The organism is Chryseobacterium turcicum, from assembly GCF_021010565.1.
GTDB classification, from domain to species: Bacteria; Bacteroidota; Bacteroidia; order Flavobacteriales; family Weeksellaceae; genus Chryseobacterium; species Chryseobacterium turcicum.
Genome location: NZ_JAJNAY010000001.1, coordinates 2,027,573 through 2,040,550, shown reverse-complemented (window position 1 = coordinate 2,040,550; position 12,978 = coordinate 2,027,573). Strand labels below are relative to the sequence as shown.

Annotated in this window: 13 protein-coding genes; all 13 read right to left on the bottom strand. The window is 33.4% G+C overall.

What is annotated here, in order from left to right; all coding sequences use genetic code 11:
* Positions 1 to 178 precede the first annotated feature (178 nt).
* Positions 179 to 1,357: an acetyl-CoA C-acyltransferase gene (locus LO744_RS09270; RefSeq protein ID WP_230668799.1), complete on the bottom strand. Its 1,179-nt coding sequence runs from the start codon at positions 1,355 to 1,357 to the stop codon at positions 179 to 181.
* A 51-nt stretch (positions 1,358 to 1,408) separates the two neighbouring features.
* Positions 1,409 to 1,798, bottom strand: coding sequence for a hypothetical protein (locus LO744_RS09265; protein WP_230668798.1), 390 nt, complete (start codon positions 1,796 to 1,798; stop codon positions 1,409 to 1,411).
* Positions 1,799 to 1,946: 148 nt separating this feature from the next.
* Complete coding sequence (locus LO744_RS09260; RefSeq protein ID WP_230668797.1) at positions 1,947 to 3,029, bottom strand: hypothetical protein; 1,083 nt, start codon at positions 3,027 to 3,029, stop codon at positions 1,947 to 1,949.
* A gap of 84 nt (positions 3,030 to 3,113) precedes the next feature.
* The gene (locus LO744_RS09255; protein ID WP_230668796.1) at positions 3,114 to 3,800 is read right to left on the bottom strand and encodes a hypothetical protein; all 687 of its coding nucleotides are present in this window, start codon (positions 3,798 to 3,800) and stop codon (positions 3,114 to 3,116) included.
* A complete protein-coding gene (locus LO744_RS09250) occupies positions 3,766 to 4,320 on the bottom strand; it encodes an RNA polymerase sigma factor (RefSeq protein ID WP_230668795.1) in 555 nt (184 codons plus the stop codon). Before LO744_RS09250 ends, LO744_RS09255 begins: the two co-directional genes overlap by 35 nt.
* Positions 4,321 to 4,429: 109 nt before the next feature.
* Complete coding sequence (locus LO744_RS09245; RefSeq protein WP_230668794.1) at positions 4,430 to 5,764, bottom strand: MFS transporter; 1,335 nt, start codon at positions 5,762 to 5,764, stop codon at positions 4,430 to 4,432.
* A 20-nt stretch (positions 5,765 to 5,784) separates the two neighbouring features.
* Positions 5,785 to 6,384, bottom strand: coding sequence for a bifunctional nuclease family protein (locus LO744_RS09240; RefSeq protein WP_230668793.1), 600 nt, complete (start codon positions 6,382 to 6,384; stop codon positions 5,785 to 5,787).
* 180 nt (positions 6,385 to 6,564) lie between these two features.
* Positions 6,565 to 7,512: an electron transfer flavoprotein subunit alpha/FixB family protein gene (locus LO744_RS09235; protein ID WP_230668792.1), complete on the bottom strand. Its 948-nt coding sequence runs from the start codon at positions 7,510 to 7,512 to the stop codon at positions 6,565 to 6,567.
* 86 nt (positions 7,513 to 7,598) lie between these two features.
* Positions 7,599 to 8,345: an electron transfer flavoprotein subunit beta/FixA family protein gene (locus LO744_RS09230; RefSeq protein WP_219242761.1), complete on the bottom strand. Its 747-nt coding sequence runs from the start codon at positions 8,343 to 8,345 to the stop codon at positions 7,599 to 7,601.
* Between the two features lie 280 nt (positions 8,346 to 8,625).
* Entirely contained in the window at positions 8,626 to 9,333 is a 708-nt protein-coding gene (locus tag LO744_RS09225; RefSeq protein ID WP_230668791.1) for an SDR family oxidoreductase, read from the bottom strand.
* Between the two features lie 78 nt (positions 9,334 to 9,411).
* Positions 9,412 to 10,272, bottom strand: a complete 861-nt coding sequence (locus LO744_RS09220; RefSeq protein WP_230668790.1) for a T9SS-dependent choice-of-anchor J family protein — start codon at positions 10,270 to 10,272, stop codon at positions 9,412 to 9,414.
* Positions 10,273 to 10,642: 370 nt separating this feature from the next.
* Complete coding sequence (locus tag LO744_RS09215; protein ID WP_230668789.1) at positions 10,643 to 11,698, bottom strand: T9SS type A sorting domain-containing protein; 1,056 nt, start codon at positions 11,696 to 11,698, stop codon at positions 10,643 to 10,645.
* 340 nt (positions 11,699 to 12,038) lie between these two features.
* Positions 12,039 to 12,974, bottom strand: a complete 936-nt coding sequence (locus LO744_RS09210) for a T9SS type A sorting domain-containing protein (protein ID WP_230668788.1) — start codon at positions 12,972 to 12,974, stop codon at positions 12,039 to 12,041.
* Positions 12,975 to 12,978: the final 4 nt, after the last annotated feature.

The window sequence follows — 12,978 nt, the reverse complement described above, 5'->3', positions numbered from 1 at the left end:
AAAAAGGTGTCGCTCCTACGGAGCTTTAAGCTTTCCATCATCATTTTCATTACTAAAGTATCGTTCTTATGGAGCAAGTTTTAGTTCAAATATTTTAAAGTAGAAAATTTAAAATAAAGACATAAAAAAACCAAAAACACGAATGCTTTTGGTTTCAATATAACAATAAAACTAAATTTTATATATTTTCGATAACGATTGCCGAAGCACCACCACCACCATTACAGATTGCAGCAGCACCATATTTAGCATTATTCTGCTTCAAAACGTTAATCAAAGTAACAATGATTCTTGAACCAGAACTTCCAAGTGGATGTCCTAAAGCTACTGCTCCACCGTTTACATTTACTTTAGCAGCATCTAATCCTAAGATTTTATTGTTTGCCAAACCAACTACAGAAAAAGCTTCGTTGAATTCGAAGAAATCGATATCTGAAACCTCAAGACCTGCCTTTTTAAGGGCGATTGGCAATGCTTTTGCCGGAGCTGTGGTAAAGTTTTCTGGCTCGTGAGCTGCATCAGCATAAGAAACGATTTTTGCCAAAGGCGTCAATCCTAATTCTTCCATTTTCTCTTTAGAAACAAGGATTAAAGCAGAAGCACCGTCATTTAAAGTAGATGCGTTCGCTGCAGTTACCGTTCCTTCTTCTTTTTTGAACACTGTAGGAAGTGTAGGAAGTCTGTCGAAATTTACTGCTTTATATTCTTCATCTTCAGCGAAAATGATTGGGTCACCTTTTCTCTGTGGAATTGATACAGGAACAACTTCTTCAGCGAATTTCCCTTCGCTCCAAGCTTTTGCAGATCTTGTATAAGATTGTATTGCAAAATTATCCTGATCTTCTCTTGTAATGCTATAGTCTGTTGCACATTTTTCTGCGCAAACTCCCATGTGTACTTTGTTGTAAACGTCTGTAAGGCCGTCAAGAATCATTCCGTCCTGCATTTTTACATCGCCTAATTTTGTAGCATTTCTTGCATTATAATAATGAGGAACCATAGACATGTTTTCCATACCTCCTGCAACGATTACGTCTGCATCACCAGCTTTAATCGCCTGTGCAGCCATTGAAACAGCTTTCATTCCTGAAGCACAAACTTTATTGATTGTAGTAGACGGAGTTTCGTTTGATAATCCTGCACCTAAAGCAACCTGTCTTGCAGGAGCCTGTCCTTCACCTGCCTGAAGCACATTTCCCATATAGATTTCCTGAACGTTTTTCGGGTCAAGGTTTATTTTATCTAATGCTCCTTTTACTGCTGCAGCACCTAATTTTGTAGCAGGAACTGTAGCTAAACTACCCATAAAACTTCCAATTGGAGTTCTTACTGCGGAAACGATGAATACTTCTTTCATATCTTTTTTAATTTTATTAATTAATTTTTAGTTGAATTGAATGATAAAAAATTATTGTGCTTTCGCCTTATTTTTAGCAAAAAGCATAATAAGAGCCCCTAAAAACTCTATAAACCAGCCCCATTTTAGTTTTACGGTACCTGCCAAAGCATTAGTCCAAGATTTAAATGGTAAAAAACTAAAATAGCTTGCTGCCTGATATTTTACCGCAAATAAAGTAAATACAAAAAGTATTAACAAAAATACCGCAAAAGTATTGACTAAAACCGAACGGTTATTTACAATCCCGAAAACTGCGCAGGCACAGAATATCCAGCAAAATATTGCCAGATAATGATCGAGTTGCCAATAGTTCCAATTTCCGATGATAGGAACATGAACAAGCGGAAGAAAGCTTCCTACAATCACTAAGATTAACCCTAAAAGCTGTAAATTTTTCATTGTTCTTAAAATGCCAAAATACGAAAAAAAACATACTTTTTCTAAGTATGTTTTAAAATCAAATAATTAAAACTTAAACCTCAGTTTATATAAAATTATTAGCTAAAAAATATTGATTATTTAATATTAATTTAATTACGTTGTAAATTTAAAAATTAATACTTAAAAATTCAAGTCCGATTTGCAAACCATATTTGTTATTAAGAAGCGCATCATCGTTAAAAGTTGGATTAAAATCTTTCTGAATAAATAATGCTATCCCGCCATAGCCAACTCCAATTTTCGCACCTCCAATAAAATTATTTACGCCAACCATTACCCTTTCTCTCTCCACTATTTTTTTTGTATAATCAGTAGAATATTTATTATAAATTGTACTTCCCGTTCTTAAACCGCCATAAAAACCACCCATTACATAAAACTGTGTTTTCTTATTGTCAATATATTTAACACCTTCGTAATCTGTATATTTAGGATTAAGAACCCATCTCAATTCTAACGGAATCATTATGTAGGAATTGTAAATTAGCGTTTTTCTCAAATGTCCTTTTTCAAAATTTTGTAAGAATAAATTCTTTCCATCCTGTGCAAATACTTTGTTATTCTCCGGCGTAAAATAATCGATACGGAAACCTAAACCTGTGCGGTAAAAAAGCGGACTGGTAAACTTTCCTAATTGATTTTCATATCTTAAAGTTGTATATCCCGACATATTTTTACTTGGACGCTTAACATCGGAATCATTATTAAAAAAAGAAAATGGTTTATCTCCAGAAGTAAGTGATGAAAATACAAAACTTCCCGTAAGTTTAATAGAATGTAAATAATCTTTCGGCAGTTTTACTCTTTTATTTGAAAAACGCATAAAACCATTTTGTGGATCAATGATAAAACTATTTCTTTTATTAGGATTTAGTACGATATTTCTTACCATTTCCTTTGTAGAATCTTCCAGCGTTGCTTTTTCATTTTCTATCTTTTCATTCAGACTGTTTTGATATTTTTCGGCAATTTCGGCTTTTCTTTTCTGCTTTTCTTCTACCGCAGATTTCCCTTTAAAATCCTGATCAAGTTGATCAAGCTCAACATTCATCTTTGATTTTTCTGAGATAATAATACTGTCTATTTTTTTTGTGTACACATCCATTTCAGAATGTATTGTCTTGTCGCTCTGACCAAAAGCCAGCAAAGAGATTAATAACGAAGATAATAAGGTAATTTTATTTTTCATTTTGATTTACTTTAGACATAATTCTTAAGTGCTGTTTGAATTTTCAAGCAGTATTTATAACTATTTTCGTTTAATTTAAATTGATTATTCTGCGGATGAAGAATCTGAAAAGACTTTCATTCCGAAGATTCTTAGAGAATGTAGTTGTTTGATTTTTAAATTTGAAGCATCCAAAACACCGAATTGTTTATTGCTACTTGCCTCTCCTCTTGTTCTGTCAAATTCTCTTCCCAAAAGTAAGTCATCAGCGCTGATGTAGGATGTTTTTTTGCTTTCAACCATACGAGGTTTAGTAATCGTAGATTCTATTTTTTCGATTGAAACCTTTGGAATTTCGACAATTTCACTCCCTTTTTCAGTAATAATTGAATATTGAGCAGATTCTTTTTTTTCAGCTATTCTATTTTCAGGTGTATGTGACTCATTTTTATTTTCTCTAAATTCAGTGGAAGTTTTTTGTGTTATATTTTCACTTAAGACAATAGCTTCATTCGAAATATTTACTGATTTAGATGCATTATTTGAAGTAGAATGAGTTGCAATTAGTTCTTTAGGTCTTAAATTTTCATTAGAATTAAAATAAAACAAACCACCTACAGAAATTAAAAGAACAAGTACTGCAGCGTATTTCCACCAATGAAATAATGGTTTTTCCGCCTCTTTTTCAGTTCCTTCAATTCTACTTTCAATTTGATTCCAAAGATTAACTGAAGGCTTTATTTCGAGGTCTTCGTAGTCAGTTTTTAACTGTTTCAGTATGTTTTTGTCCATTTTTTTTTGCTTTTAAATAATCTGCAATCCATTTTTTGGCTTTGCTGAGCTGGCTTTTGCTTGTTCCTTCCGAAATATTGAGGATTTCAGCAATTTCCTGATGTTTCTTGTCTTCAAATACATAGAGATTAAAAATCAATCGGTAGCCTGTAGGCATTTGAGAAAAAATCTCCTGAATATTAATTTGACTTATATTTTCATCTAATTCTTCTTCCGGATAATCATCAGCAATCTCAATATCTGCGTAAAGAATATTTTTATTTTTCCTGACAAAAGAGATAGAATCATTAACAACAATTTTTCTGAGCCAAAAAGGAAAACTTTTCCAGTCTTTGCAATCATTGATTTTATTGAAACATTTCAGGAAAGCATTCAGTAAAATATCTTCTGCATCATGAATATTATTTGTGTAAGAATTTGCAACCGCCAACATTTTAGCTGAAAACAAATCGTAAAGCGCTTTTTGAGCTCTCCGGTCATGTTTTTTGGCAAGTTTAAAATTCTCTTCTAAATGCTTCATTGATTAGTTTCTATCTATAAGACGGTGTAATTTGAAAATGGTTGCCTAAAAATAAAAAAAATTGCACTTTTTTTCAAAAGTGCAATGTAATATTTAAGCATTAGTTTAGTTAATGATTGATATTGGCAACCGCTTTAGGATCATGTTTATGTTTAAAAACAATGGCAAAAGCAATCGTTATTATTAGTGCGTAACCCGCAAAAATATACCATGCCGTCTGCCATCCTGCTAGTTGTAAGCTCGGATCGGTTTGTGAGAAAACATAATGATTTACTACTTCCTGAGCTCCCAACATTCCGATAGTTGCACCAAAACCGTTAGTCATCATCATAAATACTCCTTGTGCGCTAGAACGAATGCTTTTATCAGTCTCTTTATCAACAAATAACGAACCTGAAACATTAAAGAAGTCGAAAGCAATTCCGTAAACAATCATAGAAAGAATAAACATCCAAACTCCACCTCCAGGATTTCCGGTTGCAAATAATCCGAATCTTAGAACCCAAGCAAACATTGCCATTAGCATTACTTTTTTAATTCCGTATCGCTTTAAAAAGAATGGAATTAATAGTATACAAAGTGTTTCTGAAACTTGTGACAATGAAATCAAAGCATTTGCATTGTTTGAACCCCATGTATTGGCAAATTCAGGAATTTCTTTAAAACTAGTAATAAAAGGATTGGCATAACCATTTGTAATTTGCAATGAAACCCCTAAAAACATAGAAAATATAAAGAAAATAGCCATTTTTTTCTCTTTAAACAGAGCAAAAGCTTTTAAGCCTAAAGCATCAGATAAAGTTCTTTTCTCATCACTCTTATTCACTTCACAATTAGGTAAGGTAAATGAATAAATAAACAAAACAACTCCTAAAATACTAGAAACAAAAAATTGGCTATAACTATTTTGAAAACTTGAAAAACCTGCTTCATTTGAAAAGTTGAAACTTAAATTTCCATCTTGAATGCCTGCAAAATTTACGAATAGCATGGCACAGATGAAGCCTACAGTTCCCATTGTTCGAATTGGAGGAAACGATTTTATAGTATCAAAATTATTATTCACTAAAACCGAATACGCAACCGAATTTGAAAGCGCAATTGTGGGCATATAGAAAGTTACACTTAAGCCGTATAAAAGAAATAATTTTGAGAATTCTACATCGGCTCCTGCTGACATCCCGTAATATCCAGCCCATGCCAAGAAAGCTGCAGCAAGAAAATGTGAAATCCCAAGAAGTTTCTGAGCCTGAATCCATCGATCTGCAATAATTCCCATAATTGCGGGCATAAAAATAGATACAATTCCTTGCATTGCGTAGAAAAGACCAATTTTAGAGCCCAATCCTACCGATCCTAAATAATTTCCCATGGAAGTTAAATAAGCTCCCCATACTCCAAACTGGAGAAAGCTCAGGATGGTCAATCGTAATTTTAAATTCATTTTTTAAATATAATATCTCTTTAATCTATTTTCTTTTTTCGCCTTTTGATTTCCTCCTGAATCTCAAGAGCCGTATCAAAATCTTCTTCTTTTACCGCTTCATCCAGCAATTTCTGCAATTCTTCCATTGAAGCAGAGGTTAAACTGTCTTCAGCTTCAACAGCCTCAGAAAAAGTTTCATCTTCTTTAGCTACCTCTTCCAATTCCAATAATATTCCGGCTTCATTTAAAACCTGCTGTGTGGTATAAATGGGTGCATCAAATCTTACTGCCATTGCAACAGCGTCTGATGTTCTTGCATCAAGAATAAGCTCTTCCTCGGTTTCGGAATTTTTAAAATTGATATTTGAGAAGAAAACACCGTCTACAATCTGATAAATGATTACAGAAACCAATTTATAATGGGTAGAAATAATAAATTTTGTAAATAAATCGTGTGTAAGCGGACGTGGCGGATGAATATCTTTTTCTAAACCTAAAGAAATGGATTGCGCTTCAAAATTACCGATAACCACGGGCAATTTAATGTTTGTTTCTTCATGTTCCAATAGCAATGCGTAAGCTCCAGACTGGGTCTGGCTGTACGATATTCCGCGTATGACTAGCTGTTTATAATCCATAACTACAAATATAAATTAATTTTTTATTGTAGGTTTTACTTTTTAGACAAAAATAAAAGCCCGGAAGCCGAGCTTTTATTGTAATTATTTAAATTGTGAATGGTCAAATGTCAATTACTTCGTTATCAATTTTAAAAAATTCAATATTGACTTGTGAAGCAAAATTCACCATTAACCTTTCTATCCTTTAAGTGCTTTAATCTTTTCAGTTAATGCAGGGATAATCTGGAAAGCATCTCCTACAACCCCATAGTCAGCTGACTTGAAGAACGGAGCTTCAGCATCACTGTTGATTACAACGATTGTTTTAGAAGAGTTTACACCAGCCAAATGCTGAATCGCTCCAGAAATACCAATTGCAATATAAAGATTAGGTGCAATTGCTTTACCAGTTTGACCTACGTGTTCTGTGTGAGGTCTCCATCCGATATCCGAAACCGGCTTTGAACAAGCTGTAGCAGCGCCTAAAACGTTTGCTAACTCTTCTACCATACCCCAGTTTTCAGGACCTTTTAATCCTCTACCTGCAGAAACAACTACTTCAGCTTCTTTAAGGTCTAATTTCCCTGAACTCTGCTCATGAGAGATAACTTTAGTATCTTCATTAGCAACAGAAAGATTTTTCACCTCTTCAGAACCAGAAACTGTATTTTCTTTAACACCGAAAGCATTTTGAGAAACGGTAAGGATTACCCCTGTTCCTTCAGCTTTTGCATGCATAAAACCTTTTCCAGAGAATGCTTTTCTTTTTACCTGAAATGGAGACTGACTTTCAGGAGCTTCCAAAACATTGGTAATAAGAGAGTAATCTTTCATTATCGCTAACATTGGTGCTACAGAAGAAGCATCTGTTGTGTGAGGGAAAACAAGGATATTTCCATCTACAACTTCACTTACTGCTTGTGCATAAGCTTTTGCTGAGAAATTTTTAAGACCTTCGTCTTTGATATTGATTACGTTTGTTGCTCCATATTTATACAATAAATCTGAAGAATCTGTAGGGTTTACAGAGATTGCCGTAACGGTTTCTCCCGCTTGGTCTGCCACTGCTTTAGCATAAGAAACTGCCTCAAAAGCTGCTTTCTTGTAAACACCATTTATATTTTCTGCGTATACGAATACTGCCATGATTTTATTTTTTTAGGTTTTAGGAATTAGGTTTTAGGAATTAGGTTTTAAGCTATTACCTTATACCTAAGATCTGTTATCTTTTTTTAAATTACTTTAGCTTCCTCGTGAAGAAGTCTTACCAACTCATCTAAATTGTCTGGAGAAACGATTTTCACAGCTGCTCTTGCAGGAACAGAATCATAAGAAACTCCCTGAACTTTTACTTCAGAAGAAGTAGGCTCTACTACCTGCAAAGGTTTTGTTCTTGCAGACATAATCCCTCTCATGTTTGGAATAATCAAATCTTTTTCATCTACTAATCCTTTCTGACCAGCGATTACAGCAGGTAATTTCACAGAAATAGTTTCTTTACCGCCTTCAATTTCTCTTACAGCAGTAGCTTCAGCTCCGTTTACATCTAAACCTACAGATGCATTAACGAAAGGCTGATTCAATAACTGAGCAACCATCCCAGGAACAGAACCTCCGTTGTAATCAATTGATTCTTTACCACAAAGAATTAAGTCATAACCACCATTCTGAGCTACTGAAGCGATTTCTTTAGCGGTAGAATAGCTGTCTTTAGGGTCAAGATTTACTCTTACTCCATCGTTTGCACCAATTGCCAAAGCTTTTCTGATTACCGGTTCTGTAGCAGCATCTCCTACGTTTAAAACCGTCACTGTTGCTCCCTGAGATTCTTGTAATTTGATTGCTTTTGTTAATGCAAATTCATCTAATGGATTGATTACCCATTGAATTCCGTTTTTGTCGAATGCAGACTTATCTGCTGTAAAGTTGATTTTTGAAGTAGTATCTGGAACACTACTGATGCAAACTAATATTTTCATATGTAGATTTTATTGTTTTTAATTGCCATATGTTATCGCTTGTTTTCATTGGTAAAAGCGTTTCCAAATCATGGCGATTTCATATGTTGTTTTAATTATTTTCACTTGCCATATGCAGCTTTACGGCTCCATGTGTACTCTATTTGTTTACTTTTTAGCCTCTTTAAATCGGAAAATTTTTTGAAGCTATTTTTGTTTGTTAATTTTTGTAAATATAAATAAAAAATATATTATGCATGCATAATACTTATTTAATTATTATTCAGCGCATTATAAGTTTCTAAGCTTTTGATTTTGTTGCTCTAAACTCAATCTTGCTAGGTAAAACCCTTGGGTTCATTCGTAAAACATCCAATACTAGATTTCCCATATCATCCGGCTGAATTTTCCAGGCATCTTTTTCTGAAGGAATATTTCCGTTAAAATGGGTTGCTACCGAACCCGGCATAATCACCGTAGATTTAATATTATACTTTCTCAAATCAATCATTGCCGCCTGAGTAAAACCTACAACACCAAATTTTGAAGCATTGTAGCCTGTTCCGTTTTCAAAGAAATTAGTTCCTGCCAAACTTGAAATCGTAATATAATACCCTTCTGTTTTCTTTAACTCTTCAACTGATGCTTTTAAAGTATGAAAAACTCCGGTTAAATTGGTGTCAATCATCTCATTCCATTCTTCGGAACTTAGTTCGTCAACAGGTTTAAAAATTCCTAATCCTGCATTGGCGATTACAAAATCTAATCTTCCAAATTTTTCTATGATGCTTTTAACGGCGTTAAATTCACTATCCAAATTCTTAACATCCGAAACCAATCCCAAAACATGAGTTGAATATTGTTTTAATTCATTTTCTACTTTTTCAACATCCTCTTTTTTTCTCCCCGAAAACGCAACTGAAACACCATTTTGAAGCAATATTTTTGCAATTCCGTATCCTACGCCTTTTGTTCCTCCTGTAATATAAGCTACTTTATTTTCTATCATAGATTAAATTTTAAAACCCTAAAATAACAAAAACGCCCCAATTGGAGCGTTTTTAATATACTGAGATTGGTCAGCAATTTATTTTTTGATGAATTTCTCGGTAGTAATACCATCTTTTGTTTCAACATTGATTAGATAAGTTCCTGCAGGAAGACTTCTCACATCAACTTTGTCATTTTCTAGTTTTACATTTACTTTTTTACCTGTAATATCTACGACAGAAACTGAATTGATTTTAGAATCTGTTTTGATGTTAAGAAAATCTCTTGTTGGATTAGGAGAAAAATAAGTTTGTTTTTTTGCTATATCAGCTGTTGCAAGTGTATTAGTAGATGTTACTTTAATATTATCTAATAACATTATGTATTCATCATTACTATCATCTCTAAAAGCTATATAAACATTTTGACCTATATATGAATTAAGATTAACGGTGTGATATGTTCCTGAACTTGATTCATCGGTCACTGTTTTCAAAATTGTAGTAAAGTTTGCGACTTGATTACCTGTAGTAGAAATATAAACTTTATAGTTTTCTAAATACGAAGCTGCTCCCAAGCTTGTCGCAGACCACGTTAGATTAACGCCTGTTGCTGCTGCAGGAATATTAATCTGTGGAGATACAAGCCAATCATTTGCAACACCAGCGGGATTATACCAAGAATTAACAACTGCTACATTACCTGCCATACCTGTAGCTGCTGGAGGATAAGCAAACGTTAAGTATGATGATGCTCCAGAGTTTTTAATTTGAGTTAATGACAACACATTCCAGGCATTTGTTACAAGAGCTGGCAATCCATCGTTAGAAGCAGCTGAAGCGGCAATTGGTGTGAGACCATCAACATTATGTAGAGTCCAAGAACTAATTCCCGGACCTTGCCCATCCCAATTTTCTTGAAAAAGAGTTGATTGTGCATTTAACAATCCTAGCCCCATAAGGGCACTTAGTAATAGAATTTTTTTCATAATATCATAATTAAAAAGTTCCTGTTAAAGTTATAAAAAAATATTCAACAAAATCAACAAAACCCCATATAAATCAAATAATTACCAACTTACAACCCTTACAGATTAATATTTAATAAATAGATTAAGTATTAGAAACTTCGAATAACTCTATAAAAACATCGTCATTTACTGGTGTTATTTTTTCGAAAAATCTTAACAAACTTTCATCTGAATAAGATCAACCCTGATTGGGATGAAAAATGACGATATACATTTAAAACATCTTTACTCTCAACCCTTAAAACAGCAAAAACGCTCCAATTGGAGCGTTTTTAATATACCGAGATTGATCAGTAATTTATTTTTTGATGAATTTCTCTGTAGAGATACCGTCTTTTGTTTCAACATTAATTAGATACATTCCTGCAGGTAGATTTCTTACATCAACTTTGTCGCCTTCTAGTTTTACATTTACTTTTTTACCTGTAATATCTACAATAGAAACTGAATTGATTTTAGAATCTGTTTTGATATTTAAAATATCTGAAGTCGGGTTTGGATAAATAGAAATAAAAAGCTTTCCAGCAACAGCCTCTTTAGTCTCTCCTACTGATAATGTAACATTATTTGAAAACTCTACATTCCAAAGATCTACTCCTGCTGTATTTGCAACTGTATTTCCGGCAGCAGTATCATTTACAATATCAGATTCTGCAGGAACTAAACCTGCTACAGTAGTTCCTGTGTAGGTTAATCCACCACTCGTAACTTGCCCAGAAGAATAAGAATAAACAATTGAACCTGTATATTTAAACTCATGTAAACCAGTTGTTTTATTGTAACGGTGCTCCACATCTACCCAAGTATTTGCAGGAAAAGTTTGTGTTCCTAAAGTCACAGTTAAAACTCCAGCTGATTGAGGGGTTGAATTTAAAGTAATATATGCCTCGCCTTGAATAGTTTTCGTAGCATAGTTGTATTTAATTCCTCCTAAAGTTCCCGATGAAGTACCAATCGCGCCATAAATAATTAATTTAATATTTCCTGCACCGTTTGCTGCGCCTGTGTAAATTTTACCCCTTGTAACTGTAATATTGTTTGCAGCTGTGGCAGTAGCTGTTATTTCTTTCCAAACCCATCTCGTATTTGTATTTCCTGTACTAGTAGGAGCGCCGTTACCTGTTGTTACTTGTAAAGACTTACCATTAGCCGCATCTATTGTTGCTATTTGATAATTTGCAGATGTACCACCAGACAAATACATATTTCCCTGTCCTGCAGTTGCTCCAGTTACATCAGTAGTTACATCTCCTAAATTTAATGCTTCAAAATTTTCATTTACTAGAGTCTGAGCTTGTCCGAACATCAAGATAGTTCCAGAAACTAACAGTAAAGAAGATAGAATTTTTTTCATAAAACTTAATTTTTAATTATTTTTTCGTAAATATATAAAAAAATCACACATTCATGATAATATATTCCTAAAAAAAATATATTCCTTAAGAAAAACCCCTAAACGAAAATTATTTAATAAATTAATTTGCTTTTTACGGTTACGAATAATTCTCAAAAAACATTAAGATACGCTCAATTTTTTCACAGAAATTAAACAAACATCGCCAATCTTATTCGAATAAAGATGGTATTTTTTGTATTTTTAATTTCTCCATCTTACTTTAAATTATCCTAGATTATATAAACAACAAAACGCCCCAATTGGAGCGTTTTTTAATATACTGAGATTGATCAGCAATTTATTTTTTAATGAATTTCTCTGTAGAGATCCCATCTTTTGTTTCAATATTGACTAGATAAATTCCTGCGGGAAGATTTCTAACGTCGATTTTATCATTTTCTAATTTTACATTTACTTTTTTACCTGTAATATCTACAACAGAAACTGAATTGATTTTAGAATCTGTTTTGATGTTTAAAACGTCGGAAGTAGGATTTGGATAGATTGATAACCTATTTTTTATCATCTTCACATCATCTTTTGTAGATAACACTCCCCCTTCGTTATTAATTGCAATCTTATCAACATAAGCGCTTCCAGAATAGTTATCATGTACAAAAGTCATCTCATCAAAATTATAATTATTGAAGAAATTACCAGTATAAATTTGAGTATCATTTAAATAATATGTAAGCCCTGTAGCGGTACCAACAATTTTCACACGATACCAAGTATTAGCATTCCATGTTCCAGTGGTAGTCGCTAATGTAGATGATGTACCAGTAGTTTGTGCAACAACAATCTCTCCTGTTTTATTAAATCTCAATCGTATTACATAAATTCTCCCTAGAGGACCATTCCCTAATGTCTGAAATTCATACTGTGATGCAGTAGACCCTTTCTCAGTAAATCGAATATCAAATGAAATAGTAAAATTATTATATTCTAGGAATGAACCAATCGGTTTGAAAGCTCCTACAACAGGGCTAGTTTGTGCTATTAAAGCTGCCTCTTTTGTGATTTTTAATGATCTTGCTCCATCCGCGAATTGTTCTGCAGAAACTTTTTGACCAGATATATTAGGTAAACCCACTCCATTAGCAGAAGTTGCCCATCCCTGCTGTGTATCAATGTTTGCAGCTGTGTATCCTTCACTCGCTTCAAAAGAAATTAACTGTTGAGAAAATGCCAATTGAGAAACTCCTACCAACATAGAAAATAAAATTTTCTTCATAAAC